We start from the raw sequence: 18,530 nt of genomic DNA, 5'->3' as shown, positions 1-18,530 counted from the left end.
TGTCCGGCCCGGCCGGGTGCTCCGGGCCCGTCAGACCCCCGCGTCGACCCACAGCGGTGTCCACGGGTCCAGCTCGACGTAGCGGCGCAGCTCGGCGAAGCCGCTGATCCAGCCCATCCAGCCCGCCCACGGTGCGTCCTGGGCGTCGAACCCGCTCTGGGAGAACGTCAGCCGGGTCTTGCCGCCGGACTCCGCCAGCTCCCAGGTGGACTGCCCGAGCCCGGCGCCGAAGTCCACGGTGATCCTGCGGTTGGGCTCCAGCTCGGTGATCGTCGCCGGGTTCGGGTTGTGCTCGAAGCCGCCCATGGCCCACCGGCCGCCGACGCGCGGTTCCAGCTCCACCGGGGCGTTGAACCACTGCACGAACTCCGCCGGGTCCATCAGCGCCCGGTAGACCTTCTCCGGGGCGGCGTCGATGAGGTACTCCGCGCGCAGGTCGGTGGCCTCGAAGTCGGGCAGCGGGCCCAGCTCGCGGCCCGCCAGGTGGTCGGCGAGGTTGGCCAGGGCCAGCGCCCAGAACGTGCCGGTGAGCCCGAGCGTGCCGCCGTCGCCGCCCGCCACGGCGCCCCAGCCGGGGAACTCGGTCTGGGTCAGCGACAGCACGGTCTCGTCGCCCTCGGGCTTGAGGGCCAGTTCCACGGTGGTCTCGGTGCCCTCGATGGTCCAGGCGAAGCGGACGGTGGTGGAGTCCACCGCCAGCGGGCGCTGGGCGGGTTCGGCGCCCGCGACGGTGTGCCTGCCCCAGAACGCGTACGTGTCGGGGAGGGCGACCTCGGCGTGCTCGGCGAACCAGGTGCGCAGCTCGGCCGGGTCGGTCAGCGCGGTGTGCACCCGCTCGGCCGGGGCGGGCAGGCGCAGGGCGAAGGCCAGGGTCTCAGCCATCGGGGGTCTCCTTCGGGTAGCAGGCAACGACCAGAGAGAAGGCGTCGCCTTTTGCCCCGCCGTAGCGGGTGAACAGCTCTTGCAGGGTCGTGCGCAGGTCCGCGAGGAACTCCGCGCGGTGTTCCGGGGCGACGCGGATCTCGCCCGCGACGCCGACCGAGGGCAGCTCCGGGCGGGACCGGTCGAGGGCGGCGATGTCGACCTGGACCTGTTCGACCAGGTCGAGCAGGTGCCCCAGGTTCAGCTCGTCGCGCTCGCGGCGGGTGCCGATGCGGCCCACCAGGGCGGGCGAGAGCCAGTAGGACCGCGCCGTCGCCTGGAAGACGCCCTCGGTGACCCCGCGCACCCGCCGGTCGGCGACCTGGGTGACGACCCCGGCCTCGACCAGCTTCTTCACGTGGTAGTGGACCCGCTGCGGCGTCTGCCCGAGGGCAGCGGCCACCTCGGTGCACGACCGGGGTTCGGCGAGCTGCCGGAGCACGTCCACGCGCGCCGGTTTGAGCAGGGTCTCCGCCTGCTCAAGCTGGTCGAGGTACAGGATGTCTCTCATCGCAAAAATGATTTTGTACGTTCAAAAAGATTTTGTCAATGCCCTTCGACACCCCCTGGCCAGCACTGATGCTCACCGGCCGTTCAGGACCGGGTCGCTCGCGGGTCGCGGGGCTGTGGCAGGATCAGACCGCGTGACCACGCTTCGGATCGCCGTGCCCAACAAGGGTTCGCTCAGCGTCCCCTCGGAACAGCTCCTCACCGCCGCCGGCTACCGGGTGCATCGGTCCAACCGCGAGCTGATGATCGACGACACCCGCAACGACGTGCAGTTCTTCTTCCTGCGCCCGCGCGACATCGCCGTCTACGTCGGCTCCGGGACGCTGGACGCGGGCATCAGCGGGCGCGACCTGCTCATCGACGCCGACACCGGCGCGCTGGAGATCATGCCGCTGGGCTACTCCGCCTCCACCTTCCGCTTCGCCGCCCGCCCCGGCACCCTGACCGCGCTCGCCGACCTCGACGGCAAGCGGGTGGCCACCAGCTACCCCACGCTGGTGGAGAAGTACCTGGCCGAGCACGGCATCTCGGTGCGGCTGGTCAAGCTGGACGGCGCGGTGGAGACCTCCGTGCAACTGGGCATCGCCGACGCGGTGGCCGACGTGGTGGAGACCGGTACCAGCCTGCGCAACTCCGGCCTGGTCGTGTTCGGCGACCCGATCCTGGAATCCGAGGCGGTGCTGATCCAGCGCCCCGAGCTGGAGGAGGACGCACTGGTCTCCTTCGAGCGGCTGCGGCGCAGGCTCAAGGGCGTGCTGATCGCCCGCCAGTACGTCATGGTCGACTACGACTGCCCGGTGGAGGCCCAGGCGGCGGCGTGCGCGCTGACCCCGGGCATCGAGGCGCCGACGGTCTCCCCGCTGGCCCGCGAGGGCTGGGTGGCGGTCCGCTCGCTGGTGCGGCGCGACCGCGCGCCGTTTGTCATGGACGAGCTGTGGGAGGTCGGGGCGCGGGCGATCCTGGTGACCCCGCTGGAGTCCAGCCGCATCTGATGCTCCGGTACGGCCCGCACCGGAGCCAGTTCCTGGAGCTGAGCACGCCTGCCGGGCCGTCGCGCGGCACGGTCCTGCTGCTGCACGGCGGTTTCTGGCGCGCTCGGCACGGGGTGGAGCTGATGCGCCCGTTGGTGCCGTCGCTGCTGGCGGCGGGCTTCGCGGCGGCCAACGCCGAGTACCGGCGGGTGGGCGGGGACGGCGGCTGGCCCGCCACCCCCGACGACGTGGTGGCCGCCCGCGCGGCGCTGGGCGCCGACGTGATCGCCGTCGGCCACTCGGCGGGGGCGCAGCTCGCGGTCTGCCTGGCCCGGCGCGGCGGGGTGCGCGCCGTGGTGTCGCTGGCGGGGGTCCTCGACGTGGTGGCCGCCGCGCGGGACGGCCTCGGCGAGGGCGCGGCGCCCGCGTTCCTCGGCGGCCTCCCGGACGAGGTGCCCGAGGTCTACGCCGCCGCCTCGCCGATGGCGCTGACCCCGGTCGGCGTGCCGGTGACCTGCCTGCACGCCCCGGGCGACCAGCGCGTCCCGTTCGCGCAGAGCGCCGCCTTCACCGCCGCCACCGGCGACCGGCTGTTGGCCGTGGCCGGCGACCACTTCACCCCGATCGACCCCGGTTCCGCCGCCTGGGCCGCGGCACTGGCGGAGGTCAGCGCGCTGGCAGGTCCCAGGCCATCGTGACGGTCGTGCCGTCGGCGCGGTGGGTGGTGACCCAGCGGTGCGCGAGCTGCGAGATCAGCGGCATCCCCCGGCCGCGGGTCGTGTCGGTGGGGTCCGGCGGCTTCCAGGTGCCGTGGTCGGTGACGGTGAGCACCAACCGGCCCGGCCGGTGCTCGGCGAGCACGTCGAGGACGCCGTCGGGGGTGTCGCGGTAGCCGTGCTCCACCGAGTTGGCCATGGCCTCGTAGCCCGCCAGCACGATGTCCTCGGTCAGCACCGGCGACGCGCCCCGCTCGGTCGCCCACGCGGCCAGTTCGCCGCGCAGCGGGACGAGGGTGTGGGCCCGCGCGGCGACGCTGCGGTGCAGCCGGGCCAGCGGGCCTGCGTGGTGCACGTGGATGAGGGCGATGTCGTCGTCGTGGGTGCCGCCGGTGAGGTCGGCGATGAGCCGGTCGCACGCCTCGGCGGTGTCCGCGGCGGCGCGCACGCCCGGCAGCCGGGCCAGCAGCGACTCCATGCCGGAGACCAGGTCGCGGGAGCCGCGGGTCTCCACCAGCCCGTCGGTGTAGAGGAACAGGTCGGCGCCGGGCGGGAAGGCGGTGGTGCGGGCGGTGAACTCGCGGCCGACGCCCAGCGGCTGGGCCATCGCCTCGCCGATCTGCTCCAGCCGCCCGTCCGGGTGCACCAGCACGGCGGGCAGGTGGCCCGCGTTGGCGTGGACGAGGTCGTCGGTCACCGGGTCGTGCACGGCGTAGAAGCAGGTGATGAAGCTGGGTTCGACGAGCTGGGAGACGTTGCGCAGCAGCTCCGCGGGCGGCAGCTCCAGCAGCGCGTACGAGCGGACCGCGGTCCGCACCTGGCCCATGACCGTGGCCGCGGTGACACCGTGGCCCACCACGTCGCCGATGACGAAGGCGGTGGCGCCCGAGGGCAGCGGCAGCACGTCGAACCAGTCGCCGCCGACCTTGTCCCCGGTGGCCGCGGGCAGGTACCGGGTCACCACGTCCAGGCCGGGGACCTCCGCGGCCGCGGGCAGCATCCGCCGCGACAGTTCCCTGGCCAGGTTGGCCTCCCGGTCGTAGAGCCGGGCGTTGTCCAGGGCGATCGCGGCGTACCCGGCGATGCCCTCGGCCACGTAGGCGTGCCGCTCGGTGAACCGGCCGGTCTCGGGGTGGGCGAAGAAGAACCCGCCGAGGACCTTCCCGGTGGTCGGGCTGATCGCCGACACCGCGAGGTAGCTGCGCACCGGCAGGTGCCCCGCGGGCATCCCCCGGTAGGGCTCGTTGTGGCCGAAGCGCGGGTCGGCGGTGATGTCGTCGCTGCGGACCGTGCCCAGGCCGTCGAACGTGGGTCCGAAGACCTGGGTGTTGCGCGGCATGGGGAAGCGGGAGAACGCCTCCCTGGGCACGCCGGAGAGCGTGTAGAGGGTGTAGGACTCGCCGAACTCGTTGATCAGGTTGTAGAAGAACGCGCCGAACGCGGCCCCGGTGGCGGTGGTCGCGGCGTCGGTCGCGTCCTGCACCAGCACGTCGATGTCGAGCTGCGCGGTCAGCCGCCGCCCCACCGAGTGCAGCGCGTCGAGCACCGCCGCCTCCGCCCGCAGCGCGCGCACCGTCTCGGCCAGGTCGGCGGTCGCGGCGGCGACGGCGGCGACCACGAAGCGGTGCCGCTCGCCGACCGGGTCCACGGTGGACAGCAGGACGGCGTGGTCCCCGTCGGCGACCAGGACCGCGCCGGTCACCGGCTCGCCCCCGGTCAGCCGCTCCAGCGCCGCGTCCCCCGGCACCCGCACCAGCGGTCCGGCGGTGGTGTCGTCGAGCACCAGCGCCGGGTCCACCTCGCGCTCCCGGACCGGCACCGGCGTGCCGTCCGGCCCGGCGAACCCGGCCCGCACGGCGGCCACCAGCTCGGCGAACCCCGGCCGGGTCGACGTCCTCACCGGCCCGCCACAGCGGCGGCGAGGGTGGGGTAGATGTCGAGTTCGTCGGTCAGCCGGGTGATCTGCAACGGCCGCAGCACCACCCGGCCCTCGGCCACCACGCGCATCCCCGGCTGCTCCCGGTGCGTGCGCACCAGCACCGACATGCCCGCGGAGGCCAGGAAGTCGACCCCGGTGAGGTCGACCACCAGCACCCGGTCGCCGTGGCGCACCGCCCGCTCCACCAGCTGCTGCAACTTCGGCGCCAGTGCCAGGTCGAGCGCGCCGGTGACCCGCAGCACGGTCGGTCCGTCCGTGGTGAGCAGCTCCACGGAACCCGCGGCGCTGCTCACCTTGCCCACGTCGTCCCCCTGGCCCGTGTCGTCGTCCATGGGTCACATCCTGCCGCCACCGCGCCCCGCTGTCGCCGCTCGGGGGGCTGACCAGCGCCGACGACCCGCCGCGACGGGCCGTCGACGCTGCTGGGCCGTGTCCTCAAAGCCCGGGATTTTGCTGGTGTGCCCGGCTGGGTGGATGTGTTTGGCTTTGAGGACACGCCCTGGGCCGGGTCAGTCGCGCGGGGCCAGTTCGGTGCCGTCGGCGTCGGTCACCACGATGGCCGCCGCCGGGCAGGAGTCCGCCACGTCGAGCAGCCCCTCGTCCGACTCCACCGAGTCCACCAGCACCCTGGCGTGCGCGCCGTCGAGGGCGAACACGTCCGGGCGGGCGCCCGCGCACATGCCCGAGCCCAGGCATGCCTTGTCGTCGACCGCGATCGTCCAGCTCATGCTCACCAGTCCACCACCATCCGGCGCGGGCCGCGCACCAGCATCTGCGTCTTCCACTCCGGTTCCGCCGCCTCGCGCAGCCCGGGCAGCCGCACGGCCAGCACGCGCAGCGCCTCCTGGAGTTCCAGGCGGGCCAGCGGTGCGCCGAGGCAGTGGTGCACGCCGTGCCCGAAGCCCAGGTGCGAGGTCTCGGTCCGGTCGAACCTCAGCTCGTCGGGGTCGGGGAACCTGTCGCCGTCGTGGTTGGCCGAGCCCACCGACACCAGGACCGGCTCCCCCGCCCGCACCAGCACCCCGCCCACCTCGACGTCCTCGGTGGCGTACCGGGGGAAGGCCGCGCCCGCCCCGAGCGGGACGAAACGCAGCAGTTCCTCGACGACCTCGGGCGCCTTGGCGGGCTCGGCCACCAGCTCGGCGAACCGCTCCGGGTTCGCCAGCAGCACGTGCACGAAGTTCGGGATCTGCGTCGCGGTCGTCTCGTGCCCGGCGACGAGCACCCCGACGCACAGGTCGACCAGCTCCAGCTCGGTCAGCCGGTCCACGTTGTCGGCGCGGGCGGCGATCAGCGCCGACATCAGGTCGTCGCGCGGCTCGGCCCGGCGCTGCTCCACCAGCCCGCCCATGTAGGCGCGCAGCTCCGCGTGGTTGCGGGCGGACTCCTGCTCGGTCAGCGAGGAGGTCGACAGCAGCGCGTCGCTCCACACCCGGAACCGGTCGCGGTCCTGCGCCGGGACCCCGAGCAGCTCGCAGATGACCTGCACCGGCAGCGGCAGCGCGAACGAGTCGACCAGGTCCACCGGTCCACCCGCGGCGACCATGTCGTCGACGAGCCCGCCCGCGATCTCCCGGACCCACGGCCGCAGCTTCTCGACCCGCCGCACGGTGAAGGCGCCCGCCACCAGCACCCGCAGCCGGGTGTGGTCGGGCGGGTCCATGGCCAGGATGCCCCCGGGCCGCCGGTAGGGCTGGCTGCGCGGCTCGTCGTGCTCAGCCGCGGCGGCCCGGCTGAACCGCCGGTCACCGAGCACCAGCCGGACGTCCTCGTACCGGGTGGCCAGCCAGGCGGGCTCGCCGAAGGGCAGCCGCACCTTGATCATGCCGGGCGCCTCGCGCGCCTCGCGGTAGCGCGGGGACAGCTCCAGCCCCTCGGGCCTGTTGAACGGGTAGCTCTCGACGCGTTCGTCCGCGGTGGTCAATTCGGGGTCCCCTCGACGATGACGGGCGTGGTGTAAGCAGCCGCTGACAACGTACGTCCGCCGGAGCGCAGCGTCAACGCGCGAGCGCGGACAGTGATAGCCCGTGGGTGAGACCCGACAGGCGGGTGAGCTGCGCCGATGCACCCCCCGGACCGCAGAGGTGGTCAGAGAGCACTTCCGGGGGCGATCCGGACGGCGGGGAGCGAACCGGGCGGATCACCCCGGGGCGCGGCGGGAGCGGGCGGTCAGCCGTTGCCGAGCAGGTGGGCGACCGCGTCCAGGACCACCGGGGTGACCTCGGCGGGGTCGGTCTTGGCGACCGGCCCGTCCAGGCGGATCTGGCGCACCAGGGCGATCCCCAGGAGCCAGGCGCAGACCAGTTCGGCGCGCAGGTCGGCGGACGGGGCGTCGGTGAGGCTGCGCAGGGCGGCGCGCAGGGGCGCGGCCACCTCGCGGTCCAGCGCCTCCGCCGCGCCCCCGTCCTGGGGGCCGCTGAGGGCCATCAGCAGGAGGTTCGCCCCCGGGCCGCCCGGTTCCCCGGCGAAGATCTCGCCGACCAGGCGGGTGAGCAGCTCCTCCGGCGGGGTGGTGGCGACGATCTCGCGGCCCGGGGCGGTGAGGACCGCGCCGAGCAGTTCCTCCTTGGAGCCGAAGTAGCGGAACACCAGGGCCTGGTTGACCTCGGCGAGCGCGGCGATGTCGCGCACCGAGGTGCGGTCGAAGCCGCGGGCGGTGAACAGCTCGGCCGCGGCGGCGAGCAGGGCCTGCCTGGTCGCCGCCGCGTCGCGCCTGCGGGTCCGGTCGCCCTCGGTCATCTGCTCCCCGTTCGTTCGGTGCGGCCCGGCGGGCGCGCGGTGGTGGGGCGCCAGGGAACCACACGCGCGGGCCGGGGCAGGATGTCCGGGTGAAGTGGAACCGCGCCGTGCACCACGTCGAAGCCCTGGCGACCACCTGCGCCGACATGGCCGCCAAACCCGACTCGATCTTCCCCCTCAAGGTGACCGGCCTGTGGGTGGCCGGGGACATCCTCGGCCCCGCCCGCGACCTGGAGACCATCCTGGTCGCCCTCACCGTCGACCTGCCGGTGCCGGAGGTGCCCTGGCTGACCGAGCCCTCCGGCTCCCGCCACTGGGGCAACGCGGTCCGCCTCCCCCAGCTTCCCTTCCGCGTCTGCTGGCGCTCCGCGCACGCCCCCGTCTGGAACCACCTGATCGACCGCCCCGCCCGCGTGTGGTCCGTCGGGGACGGCACCGACCAGCACGTCCTCGACGCCCTCCGCGACGGCCGGGGCGCCGACGTCCGCACGGCGGCGCCCGCGGACCTCCCGGCCCGCCTGGCCGCCGACCTGGCCATCAGCCACCAGGCCCTCATCACCCGCACCGCGGACTACGCGGACCGCCGCTGGCGCCCCGGTAAGATCGAACCGGTGGCCGACGCCCTGTGGCAGGCCAGCACCGGCTACCTGGATTTGCTCGCCGTGACCAGCGCAACCGCCAACTGAGCGAAACTTTCTGGGCCGATCAGGTGTGAAACCGAACCGGAACGGTTACCCGGGCTCGTCACGACCAAGCCGAGGAGGCGACTGTGCTGGAGACCGACCCGAACCCGATCTACACCGAACTCAGCCGTGAGCAGGGTGTGAGCCCGGTCCCCGAGCAGCAGGACACGCCTGCGGAGAAGATCAAACCCGCCAAGAAGTAACCCTGGGGGACGACTCCCACCCCGACCCCACCGCCACTCCCCACCCACCAGGCCACCCAGGCACCAGCGGGCATTCGGCGACCCCCGCTCCGCTGACCGGCCTCTGCCGACCGACGCCCAGGCCCGCCAACCGGGCACCCCGGTCTGCCGCTGTGGTCGCCCAACCCCAGCGACGACGCGGCGCAGTCCACCGGACGGCGTAGTCCACCCGGCAGCGCAGCCCCACCCGGCAGCGCGGCCCCGCAGGACAGCGCGGATTCCCGAGGCGACCCAGCTCCACCGACCAGGCCGCCCCCGCCCACACGAACTCCACACCGACCAATCCCGCTATCAAGATATAGAATAGCGAATCATCGGTTACCGCTTCTTGAACTCCGCCACCGCGCGGCGGACCGCCGGGTGCGTGAAGATGTCCGCCACCGGCAGCGGCAGCGGGATGCGCCAGTTCGGGTACTGGTCCACCGTGCCCGGCAGGTTCGGCTGCCTGGCCTCGCCGATCAGGTCCGCGGGCGCGGCGAACACCAGCGCGCACGGGGTCCGGGCGAGCAGGACGTGCAGGGCGTCCACCACCTCCTCGGCGGACGCGCCCGGCGCCACCAGCCCCTCCGACTCCAGCAGGCCCACGATCTCCGCCCGCTCGTCGGCCGCCCGCAGTTCCTCGGCCGCCGGGTCGGACAGCAGGCCCAGGTCGGCCCGCACCCGCACGTGGTCACCGGTGAGGAAGCCCAGGGCCGTGGGCAGGTCGTGGGTGGACACGCTCGCCGCGGCCTGGGCGGGCCAGTCGGCGGGCGGCCGGGGCCTGCCGTCGGCGTCGCGCTCGAACCAGGCCACCGAGCAGCTCAGGACACCGCGGGCGCGGAGGGTGTCGGTGACCTCCTCGGGGACCGTGCCCAGGTCCTCGCCGATGACCACCGCGCCTGCCCGGTGGGCCTCCAGCAGCAGGACGCCCAGCATGGCCTCCGCGTCGTAGTGCACGTAGGTGCCCCGGTCGGCGGTCTCGCCCGGCGGGATCCACCAGAGCCGCCAGAGGCCCGCCACGTGGTCGACCCGGATGCCGTCGCCGTGCCGGAGGACGGCCCGGATCATGTCGCGGAAGGGCAGGTAGCCCGCTTCGGCGAGGCGGTCCGGGCGGAACGGCGGCAGGACCCAGTCCTGGCCCAGCGGGCTGAACGCGTCCGGCGGGGCGCCCACGGTGACCGAGGTGGCGAGGACGTCGCGCAGCGACCAGGCGTCCGCGCCGCTGGGGGTGACGCCCACGGGGAGGTCGTGGACCACGCCCACCGCCATCCCCGACGCGGCGGCGTGCACCTGCTCCAGTTGCCGCGAGCACAGGCCCTGCACCCACACGTGGAAGGCCACCCTGGCGTGCAGGCGGGTGCGCTCGGCGGCGACCTCGGCGGAGTCCGGCCTGCGCAGCGCTTCCGGCCACTCGCGCCAGTCCTCGCCGTGCTCCTCGGCCAGGGCGGCGAAGGTGGCGTAGTCGAGCAGGCCGGGATCGGCTTCGACCGGACCGGTGCCGGGGTCGACCAGTTCCAGGGAGTCGACGAGGGCGGTGGTGGAGAACAGCAGTTCCAGCGCCGCCGACTTGGCCCGCCAGACCGCGTCGTGGTCGACCAGTTCCGGGTTGTCCGGGCGCAGGGCGCGGACCCGCTCCCGCACGTCGGCCGACGCGGCCCGGAACGCGTCGGTCTCGGTCACCGACAGGTGGATCGGGTTGAGGAAGCGCCTGCTCGACGGCGAGTACGGCGACCGCTGCACCGGGTGCACCAGGCTCGGCGCGGCGACCGGGCTGACCAGCACCGCCCCGGCGTCGTCCGCGACCGCCGCGGCGACGAACGAGCGCAGGTCGGCGTAGTCGCCGATGCCCCACGAGTCGGGGGTGTGCAGGGCGTAGAGCTGGGTCATCCACCCCCAGGTGCGCGGCGCGGGCGGCAGCGCGGCGGGGGTGACCGCCAGCGACGTCTCCCGCTCCCCCACCCGCAGCCGGTGCCAGCCCAGCGGCAGGTCCGCGGGCAGCACCCCGGACACGGGCACCTCGCCGCCGTCCTCCAGCAGCACGACGCCCGTCCCGACGGCGACCGGCGCACCCTGGCGCACCACGGTCGGCACGCCCGCGCCCCGCGTGACCGGCGGGTCGCCCGGGTCGACGCCCAACTGGGCGAGGACGGCGACGACCACGTCCGGGTCGACCTCGACCTGTTCGCGGTCACCGTTCTCGTAGGAGACCGCGACGCCGTGCGCGGCGGCGAGGGCGGCCAGAGATTCGTCCACTGTGGACCCTTTCGGAGATCAGCGGGCAGCGACCGGACCGGGGGCCCGCTCGGCGGCGTTGGCGATGCCGCGGGCCATCATGCCGAACACCACGTCGTGCGCGGGTTTCTGGGCCAGCCAGTACAGGGTGCCGGGCAGGCCGTCGGGCACGAAGGTCACCGTCTGCTCGAACCGGCACTCCCCCGGCGCCGTCCCCGCGATGGCGCGCAGCCGCAGCCACGCCCGGCCGGGCAGGCGCATGTCCGCGCGCAGCAGCAGCGACCGGTCGGCGTCGTCGCGGCTGACGACGGTCCAGCTGTCCACCGCGTCGCCGGGGGCGAGTTCGGCCGGGCGGCCGCGGTGCAGGCCGATGCCGCCGAGCAGGTGGTCGAGGGCGCCGCGCAGGGTCCAGGCGCCGGGGACGGTGTGCCAGCCGCCGCGGCCGCCGATGTCGGTGATCACCCGCCAGAGGGCGGGTTCGGTGGCGTGGACGCGCAGTTCGCGGCGGTCGACGCGGATGCCGGGGGCGGTCGTGGGCGGGCCGACCGGCACCGGCAGGCCGAGGGCGTCGCGCAGCGCCCGGTCGAGGCCGGTGGCGCCGCCGGGCGGGGCGGGGGCGACGTTCGCCGGGTCCGGCACGAGGTCGTGGCGCAGCGACTCCAGCAGGGCGCGCACCAGCGGGCGGGGCAGGTCGCTGAGCGCGGCGGCGGCCGCGGCGGCCGGGCCGGTCGGCACGACGAGCACCGGCACCGGCAGCCGCCACGGCAGGCCCGCGATGCGGGCGTAGCGCTGGACCAGCTCCAGGTAGGTCAGCGTCTCCGGGCCCGCGAGGTCGACCACCAGGTTCACCGGTTCCCGGTCCGCCGCGTCCACCAGGTGGAACAGCACGTCGGCCAGGGCGATGGGGCGGCTGCGGTTGCCCATCCACGGCGGGCGCAGCACCACGGGGGCGAAGCGCGCGGCGTGGGAGAGCAGGTCCAGGCTCGCCGAGCCCGCCCCGATGACCATCGACGCCTGCAGGACCAGCGCGGGGGTCGGCGCGGCGAGGAACGCGTCGCCCACGTCGGCGCGGGAACCCAGGTGCGGGGAGACCTCCGGGCCGGTCGGGCGCGGGCCGCCGAGGTAGACGAGTTGCCGGATGCCGACCGCGGCGGCGGCCTCGGCGACGGTGTCGGCGATCACGGTGTCGGTGTCGGCGAAGTCGGTGCTGTCCATGGAGTGCACGAGGTGGTAGACGACGTCGACACCCGCCATGGCCGCCGACAGCGCCATCGGGTCACGGGCGTCGGCGCGGATCGGGATGACGTCCAGCGGCAGGTGCGCCGGGTCGAGGGACCGGGCCATCGCGCGGACCTCGTGCCCCGCGGCGCGCAGCGCGGCGACGAGGGGCTTGCCGATGTACCCGCCCGCGCCGATGACCAGACATGTGCTCACCGGACCAACTATCGCAGCGGGGGCGCCCGTTCGCCCGGCGTGATCAGGCGGGGTCGGTGCTGCCGAAGCGAGCGGACGGGTCGGGTGAGGACAGCCAGCGCCGCACCCCGTCCGGGTCGCGGCGCTCCAGTTCGTCGAGGCACCGCGCGCGGTCGCGGACCACGGCGGCGGCCTCCCCGGGGGTGCTCGCCTCGGCCAGCGCCCGCGCGCCCGCCTCCCAGCGCCCGCGCAGCTCAGCGGTGTCGAGGAAGCGGTGGCGCGGGCCCAGCAGCGGCAGGCCGGTGACCGCCAGGCACACCAGCAGCGCGACCGCGGCACCGCCGAGGGCGAGCACCAGCCCGGTGCCTGCGACGAACACCGCGGTCAGCAGCGCCACCAGGGGCAGCAGGCGCACCGGCCGGTCGGCGAGGTCCTCGGCGGCGGCGCAGCAGGCCACGGCCAGGCAGGTCGCTGTGGCCAGGATCATCACCAGCGACCAGGTCCCGGTGAGGACCACACCGAGCAGCAGGCCCGTGAAGCCGGACGCCCCGGCCACGGCCACCCAGGCCGACCGGTACCCGCGCGCGGAGAGCAGTGACGTGACCACGCTGCGTGGGTACCACCGCCGATCGGTGGCGAACCTGCGACCTTCGGGTCAACCCGCGCACGCAGTTCCTTGCCCTGGGGCAAACGTGGCCTATGCTGCCGGTGCCCCCTCTCGCCCGATCACCCGAGGAACCGAGGACGTCATGGCTGCTGCCGCACCCGGGGGCGGGTTGCCCCGTCCGCGCCGGGGCGGGCGCCCCGCGCTGGGGGTCCGGGTCTCGACCGAGGGCCGGTGGGCGGTGCTGGTGACGGTCTCCGGCGAGGTCGACCTGGGCACCGCCGCGCGGCTGCGCGAGCTGCTGGAGCGGGCCCTGGACACCGGCGACCCGCTGGCCCTGGTGGTCGACCTGTCCGAAGTGGACTTCCTGGCGGCGGCCGGGCTGTCCGCGCTGGTGCGCGTGCGCGACCGGGCCGAGGCCAGGGCGGTGGAGTTCCACGTGGTGGCCGACCGGCGCTCGGTGCTGCGCCCGCTGGAGATCACCGGCCTGCGCCCGAGGTTCCGGGTCCACCCCGACCTCGGCAGCGCCCTGGCCCGCTACGCGTCCGCCAGCTCCCGGTAGGGCGTGCGGTACCCGTCGCGCAGCAGCCGCCGGACGTGGTGGCGCCTGCGCACGATGGTGATCAGGGCCAGCACCAGGTAGACCCCGGACAGCGCGATCAGCTCGATGCCCTTGACCGACGCGGGCAGCACGGCGGCGAGCACGAACTGGGCGAGGAACAGCCCGAGCAGCGTCAGCGCGCCGCGCACGGTGATGGTCAGCCCGAGCAGCAGCGTCACCGCGAACAGCGACTGCGCGGCGGTCAGCAGCAGTTCCTCGCGCTGCGGCCCGTCGAGCGGCAGCCCGTTGAGCCCGCCCGCGGCGATGGCGAACACGATCGGCAGCGTGCCGACCAGCAGCGTCCACTGGTTGACCTTCGACGACACCAGCGTGGCCAGCGCGTCGGTGGTCTTGAGCCGCCAGGCGTACAGGCCCGCCACCAGCAGTTCCGGTGCCTCCGAGGCCAGCGGCGCCACCCACTGCACCAGCAGGAACTGGCTGACGCCCAGCTCGGTGCCGGTCTCCACCAGCGAGTGCGCGAAGTTCTCCGCCACCAGCAGGATCACCGCCGCGGCGAAGGCGAACATCGCCAGGCACCACACGCGGCGGGCGGTCTTCGACTGCCCGCCGACCACCGCGGCGACGCCGTCGAGGTCCGGGTCGCCCGCGGGTGCCCTGGCGACGCGCACGGCGTAGAGCACGAAGATGCCGACCAGCACCACGGCGTCGACGATCGTGATGGTGTGCCGCAGCGGCAGCGTCAGCGAGTAGAGGGTGGCCAGGGCGAGGAACGCCAGCGGCACGGAGTCGGTGCGCTCCAGGGAGACCGTGGCCTGCTTGGGCGAGCGGGCCTTGCGCCCCGGGTCCTCGGAGGAGTCCCCGGCGACGCGGTTGCGGTGGATGCGCCAGGTGGCGATGAGCACGACCGCGGCCCAGCCGATGCCGACCAGGATGCGGTTGGCGCCGGTCATGTTCGCCAGCGCCAGCCCGCACGGCGACTCGGTGCCCTCGGCGGCGTCGGGCGGCAGGCAGGTGGGGCCGTGCTCGGCGAAGGCGTTGCCGCCCTCGGCGGTGAAGACGAAGTCGACCGCGTACTCCGGCAGCACGGCGATCAGCGCCAGCAGGGTGATCGCCAGGCCCGGGGAGATGTCGAGCTGGACCGCCTCGGCGACCCAGGACAGCACGAACGCCGCGCCGACGACCGCGATCCCGAACAGGACCGCGTCGACCGGCGGGGCGATGTGGGTGCCGGTGGCACCGAGGAAAACACCGGGGACCGTGAGCGCGACCGCCGCCCACAGCGGAATCGCGGCCCGGGAGAGCATGGGCCGCGATTCCTGGAGCTGCCCGGTGTTCAGCGCTTTTCCGGCAGGATCGGGCGTTCGATCGGACCGCGCCGCTCCTGGACCGTGGTGGGGATCTCCGGGTCACCCGGCTGCACGGCCTTGAACCGCGCGGGGGTGGTGGGGTCGTTGGTGATCACCGGCTCGTGCCGCACCGGGACGTCCGGGTTGGGCGAGACCGGGCGCTCCTCGCCACGGGCGTCGTAGCGCTTCTTGGTGAGGTTCTCCGCGTCCAGCCGGTCGCGCATCCGGTTGAGCATCTTGAGGGTGGCGAAGTGGGCCAGCGCCAGCAGGAGCAGGACGATGCCCAGCTTGAGCACGACGACCTCCATCGCGCTGTCACCGCCGACGTCCAGCGTCGAGATCAGCAGCACGAGGCCGAGGACCGCGATGTGGAACAGGACCGAGACCATCCGCGCCATGGACTTGGCCGACTGCTGCTCGCTGCCCTGCGTGTCGGTCAGGTACCGCAGTCCACTGCGGTAGATGACCTGACCGTCGACCAGTACCAGGGCGACGCTCACTATCAAGAACAAGATGTACGCGCTGTCGTCCACGTCCCAGCCCCTTTCGGTGGAGTCCCTGCCGACAGGGGATTACCCGAGGTGGCCTAAGACGAAACCGGGTTCACCCCGGCAGGTGGGGGCCCTTGGACCCGCACAGCCTGGCCCAGGCCGCGACGAACTCGGCCTCCGCGGTGTGGGCGCGGGTGTCCTCCCTGGCCCACAGCAGGCCGTAGGTGAAGGCGTTGTCGCCCTCCAGGTGCACGCGGACCCCCAGGTCCCGCAGGGCTTCGCGGGCCACGACGGCGTCCTGGTGCACGCCGAGCGCGGTCTGCACGCCCTTCACCCGCTTGCGCCACTTGCGCAGCTCGCGGCCGAGGACCGGGTCCACCGCCTCCACGGTGTAGCGGGCCTTCTTGGCGTCCTTGCGGGCCTGGTGCAGCGCGGTGTCGCGGTCGGCGGGGGACGCGGCGGTGTCGGCGGCCTCCACCGAGGCGGTGAGCCGGTCGGCGGACTTGCGCACGGCCTTGCGCAGCTCGCCCGCGGCGGGCCGGGCGGCCTTGGCGGTGAACGGCGGGTCGGCGAGCAACGCGGCCAGGTCGACCAGCACGGCCTTGTACCGGTCGCCGTCGAGGACCGCCAGCGCCGAGCCACGCGCGTCCGCGCCGACCCTGGCGAACTCGGCGGTCAGCCGGGCGGCGACCCCGCCGAGCACGACCTCGGTCGGCAGCCGCTCGACCTCCGCGAGCAGGTGCTCCTGGAGCACCTCGGCGTCGCGGGCGGGCGCCAGCTCCGCGCCGAGCCAGCGGAACTCCTCGCGCAGGGCGGCCACCCGGTCGGCGTCGAACAGCGGCCGGAACGCCTGCAACGCGCTGCGCATCCGCCTGCAGGTGACCCGGAACTGGTGGATGGAGTCCTCGGCGTCGAGGCGGACCCCGGTGTCGTGCGCACGCAGGTCGTCGAACCGCTCGCGCACGTACAGCAGGGCCGCCTCACCGGCGGTGGGGTGCTTGGGCAGTGCCGGGGGCTGCTGGCGGCGGGCCTTCTTGCCCAGCGTCCGAACCAGTTTGGACGCCGACGACGACGGCCGGGCACCGAGCGCCTCCCCGATCGGGTCGAGGGCGGCGGCGTCGGTGGCCTCCACCTCCAGCTCGCGCCAGGTGGCGGCCTTGCCGTCGGTGGGCACGGCGGTGACGTGGTCGTCGGCCAGCAGCGCGACCTGCTCGCCGTCGGCGTCGAGCAGGGTCCACTCGTCGCGGCGGGTGACGATCCGGGCCACCGGCACCAGCGGCTCGTCGAGGGTGTGCGCGCGGACCAGGGCGGCCAGCGCGGCGGGCACGGTCTTCTTGGCCCGGCCCAGCGGGAAGCGCACCTCGTCGCGGGTGTCCGGGCCGACCGGCAGCTTGGCGTGCCAGCCCGCGTCGCCGCCGCCGGTGCGCCTGCGCAGCGTGATGCCCGCCCGCGCCAACCGGAGGTCCTGGGTGTCGAAGTAACTGGCGTCGAGGTCGCTGCGCTCCGGCCCGCGCACGGCGGTCACCCCGCCCACCCCGACCAGGTCGGGGAGGCTGAAGTCGGCGTCGGCTTCGTACTTGCGCTCGGTCTCGCGGACCACCTGGGCACCCATCGTTCCACTATGACACCGATCCGGACATCGCGTGAGCCGGCGCCGGGGTGGGGCTCTCCGGGGTTCACACCCCTGTCGAGTGAGGAACGGCGGGGAGCGGGACCGGCCCGCCCCGGCACCGATCGTCCACGATGGTCAGTACCGGGGCCTTCCACGACCCCCGTGCACCACAGGCACCGGTACTGGACCGGCAAAAAAACCAGGGGGGACAACCCGGTTTCCCGGGTTGTCCCCCCTGTCGGATCGAGGGACCGCGCGCCCCGCTGACCAACCAGCTCCGGCTACCGCGATCCGACGCCCGCGGTGGTCACCGCGAAGCACCCACCGAGCGCGACCCCGACATGCTCGTGTCGGCCGTCTGCGCGGCGAGCATCGCCACCACACCGTCGATCCCGGCGGCCCGCTGGCGGGTCGCGCCGTCACCCGTCTTCTCGAGGGAGGACAGCGTCGACTGCACGAACTCCAGCTCGTCGGAGCGGCGCAGCGCGGGTGCGTGCCTGGCGATCAGGTCGGCGAAGATCTCCGGCGCGGGGCGGTGCCCGTCGGCCCACGGGTCGGGCACGACCGCGCCCCACCCGTCCTTGGCCGCCCGCCACTGCGCCGCGCGCACGACCTGGGTGGGCACGCGGGGGAAGTCGCGGTCGCTGTCGAGCGCCTCGGCCACGATCGTGCGCACCAGCACGGCCAGCAGCGCGGCCTCGCGCGGGGTGGGCGCGACGTCGCTGATCCGGGTCTCCACCGTCGGGTGGTCGTCCGACGGGCGGACGTCGAAGTAGACCATCTTGCGGTCGAGGATCGCCCCGGTGGCCAGCAGGCCCTCCACCAGCTCCTCGTACTGCTCCACGGAGTCCAGGTAGGGCGGCGGGCCCGCGGACGGCCAGCGCTCCCACAGCAGGTGCCGGGTGCTGGCGTAGCCGGTGTCGCGCCCGTCCTGGAACGGGGAGTTGGCGCATACGGTGATCAGCGCGGGCAACCACAGCCGCAGGTGGTTGGCCGCGCGCAGCGCCGTCGCGGTGTCCTCCACCCCCACGTGGACGTGGCAGCCGCAGGTCATCCCGGAGAACATGAACTCGCCGACGTGCGAGGTGATCCGCCGGTAGCGGGCGCCGGGACCGACCGAGGCGAAGTCGGGCTGCTGGTGCGGGACCGTGCCGGTGGCGACCAGCAGCGCGCCCTGCTCGCGCGCCGCGTCCGCCAGCGCCACCCGCAGCTCGGTCAGCTCCTCGGCGACCTGCTGTGCGCTGTGGCAGATGCCGGTGGCCGACTCCACCATGGCCCGCAGCAGCTCCGGCTTCAGGTCGGGGTCGCCATCGACGGCCGCAGCCCCGCGCTCGGCGGTCTCCGGCCCCTGGTCGACGAGCCTGCCCGCCGAGTCGACGAGGAAGAATTCTTCTTCCACGCCCACGGTCAACGTGGTCGAGTCGATCGTCACTCGCTGTCCTCCTCGTTTTGAGCTGCTGGGGTGAGGAGTACCCATTCAGCGCCCGGCGTCACGCCCACGGCCGGGTTCGTGATCGGCGGGCAAGGAGGCCGCCGACGACGCCGACGACGGCACGGTGCTGCTCGAGCA

General features: G+C 74.3%; 18 protein-coding genes. 4 read left to right on the top strand and 14 right to left on the bottom strand.

Annotated elements, in window-relative coordinates; genetic code table 11:
• Positions 1-30: 30 nt before the first annotated feature.
• Both L6E12_RS31745 and L6E12_RS31740 read right to left on the bottom strand, forming a co-directional pair.
• On the bottom strand, positions 31-882 hold the full coding sequence (locus tag L6E12_RS31745; protein ID WP_236231608.1) for an SRPBCC family protein: 852 nt from the start codon (positions 880-882) through the stop codon (positions 31-33).
• A complete protein-coding gene (locus tag L6E12_RS31740) occupies positions 875-1,432 on the bottom strand; it encodes a transcriptional regulator (RefSeq protein ID WP_236231607.1) in 558 nt (185 codons plus the stop codon). Before L6E12_RS31740 ends, L6E12_RS31745 begins: the two co-directional genes overlap by 8 nt.
• A gap of 133 nt (positions 1,433-1,565) precedes the next feature.
• On the opposite strand from L6E12_RS31740, the gene hisG reads away from it, so the two are divergent.
• Both hisG and L6E12_RS31730 read left to right on the top strand, forming a co-directional pair.
• Positions 1,566-2,423 carry an ATP phosphoribosyltransferase gene (gene hisG, locus L6E12_RS31735; protein ID WP_236231606.1) on the top strand — a complete coding sequence of 286 codons (858 nt, stop codon included), beginning with the start codon at positions 1,566-1,568 and terminating at the stop codon, positions 2,421-2,423.
• Positions 2,423-3,100 carry a S9 family peptidase gene (locus L6E12_RS31730; RefSeq protein ID WP_236231605.1) on the top strand — a complete coding sequence of 226 codons (678 nt, stop codon included), beginning with the start codon at positions 2,423-2,425 and terminating at the stop codon, positions 3,098-3,100. Before hisG ends, L6E12_RS31730 begins: the two co-directional genes overlap by 1 nt.
• Here the strand turns inward: L6E12_RS31730 and L6E12_RS31725 are convergent.
• The 5 genes from L6E12_RS31725 to L6E12_RS31705 all read right to left on the bottom strand — a co-directional run bounded on the left by L6E12_RS31725 (position 3,069) and on the right by L6E12_RS31705 (position 7,796).
• A complete protein-coding gene (locus L6E12_RS31725; RefSeq protein WP_236231604.1) occupies positions 3,069-5,018 on the bottom strand; it encodes a SpoIIE family protein phosphatase in 1,950 nt (649 codons plus the stop codon). The two genes, L6E12_RS31730 and L6E12_RS31725, sit on opposite strands and share 32 nt — an antisense overlap.
• Entirely contained in the window at positions 5,015-5,389 is a 375-nt protein-coding gene (locus L6E12_RS31720) for an STAS domain-containing protein (protein ID WP_236231603.1), read from the bottom strand. The genes L6E12_RS31725 and L6E12_RS31720 overlap by 4 nt, the downstream gene beginning before the upstream one ends.
• Positions 5,390-5,566: 177 nt before the next feature.
• A complete protein-coding gene (locus L6E12_RS31715; RefSeq protein WP_236231602.1) occupies positions 5,567-5,785 on the bottom strand; it encodes a ferredoxin in 219 nt (72 codons plus the stop codon).
• Positions 5,786-5,787: 2 nt separating this feature from the next.
• Positions 5,788-6,981: a cytochrome P450 gene (locus L6E12_RS31710; protein ID WP_236231601.1), complete on the bottom strand. Its 1,194-nt coding sequence runs from the start codon at positions 6,979-6,981 to the stop codon at positions 5,788-5,790.
• 245 nt (positions 6,982-7,226) lie between these two features.
• Complete coding sequence (locus L6E12_RS31705) at positions 7,227-7,796, bottom strand: TetR family transcriptional regulator (protein ID WP_236231600.1); 570 nt, start codon at positions 7,794-7,796, stop codon at positions 7,227-7,229.
• A gap of 89 nt (positions 7,797-7,885) precedes the next feature.
• Between L6E12_RS31705 and L6E12_RS31700 the strand changes: the two genes are divergently transcribed.
• Positions 7,886-8,482 (top strand): hypothetical protein, encoded by a 597-nt coding sequence (locus L6E12_RS31700; protein WP_236231599.1) that lies wholly within the window; start codon positions 7,886-7,888, stop codon positions 8,480-8,482.
• A 557-nt stretch (positions 8,483-9,039) separates the two neighbouring features.
• Here L6E12_RS31700 and malQ read toward each other — a convergent pair.
• Genes malQ through L6E12_RS31685 form a run of 3 tightly spaced genes read right to left on the bottom strand, consistent with a single transcriptional unit; the run spans position 9,040 to position 12,952 of the window.
• Positions 9,040-10,953 carry a 4-alpha-glucanotransferase gene (gene malQ / locus L6E12_RS31695; protein WP_236231598.1) on the bottom strand — a complete coding sequence of 638 codons (1,914 nt, stop codon included), beginning with the start codon at positions 10,951-10,953 and terminating at the stop codon, positions 9,040-9,042.
• Between the two features lie 18 nt (positions 10,954-10,971).
• Positions 10,972-12,366: a DUF2867 domain-containing protein gene (locus L6E12_RS31690; RefSeq protein WP_236231597.1), complete on the bottom strand. Its 1,395-nt coding sequence runs from the start codon at positions 12,364-12,366 to the stop codon at positions 10,972-10,974.
• A gap of 43 nt (positions 12,367-12,409) precedes the next feature.
• A complete protein-coding gene (locus L6E12_RS31685; protein ID WP_236231596.1) occupies positions 12,410-12,952 on the bottom strand; it encodes a hypothetical protein in 543 nt (180 codons plus the stop codon).
• A gap of 142 nt (positions 12,953-13,094) precedes the next feature.
• Between L6E12_RS31685 and L6E12_RS31680 the strand changes: the two genes are divergently transcribed.
• A complete protein-coding gene (locus tag L6E12_RS31680) occupies positions 13,095-13,511 on the top strand; it encodes an STAS domain-containing protein (protein WP_236231595.1) in 417 nt (138 codons plus the stop codon).
• On the opposite strand, the gene L6E12_RS31675 is transcribed toward L6E12_RS31680, so the two are convergent.
• The 4 genes from L6E12_RS31675 to L6E12_RS31660 all read right to left on the bottom strand — a co-directional run bounded on the left by L6E12_RS31675 (position 13,487) and on the right by L6E12_RS31660 (position 18,392).
• Positions 13,487-14,815, bottom strand: a complete 1,329-nt coding sequence (locus tag L6E12_RS31675) for a sodium:proton exchanger (protein WP_236231594.1) — start codon at positions 14,813-14,815, stop codon at positions 13,487-13,489. The genes L6E12_RS31680 and L6E12_RS31675 overlap by 25 nt on opposite strands.
• A gap of 29 nt (positions 14,816-14,844) precedes the next feature.
• Complete coding sequence (locus L6E12_RS31670; protein ID WP_236231593.1) at positions 14,845-15,390, bottom strand: hypothetical protein; 546 nt, start codon at positions 15,388-15,390, stop codon at positions 14,845-14,847.
• Between the two features lie 70 nt (positions 15,391-15,460).
• The gene (locus L6E12_RS31665; RefSeq protein ID WP_236231592.1) at positions 15,461-16,960 is read right to left on the bottom strand and encodes a CYTH and CHAD domain-containing protein; all 1,500 of its coding nucleotides are present in this window, start codon (positions 16,958-16,960) and stop codon (positions 15,461-15,463) included.
• A gap of 307 nt (positions 16,961-17,267) precedes the next feature.
• Positions 17,268-18,392, bottom strand: coding sequence for a glutamate--cysteine ligase (locus tag L6E12_RS31660; RefSeq protein WP_236231591.1), 1,125 nt, complete (start codon positions 18,390-18,392; stop codon positions 17,268-17,270).
• Positions 18,393-18,530 lie beyond the last annotated feature (138 nt).

The sequence above is a fragment of the Actinokineospora sp. PR83 genome, from assembly GCF_021056305.1.
Taxonomy (GTDB): domain Bacteria; phylum Actinomycetota; class Actinomycetes; order Mycobacteriales; family Pseudonocardiaceae; genus Actinokineospora; species Actinokineospora spheciospongiae.
Note: the sequence above shows the minus strand (reverse complement) of the source record. Positions and strands in the feature narration are given on the sequence as shown.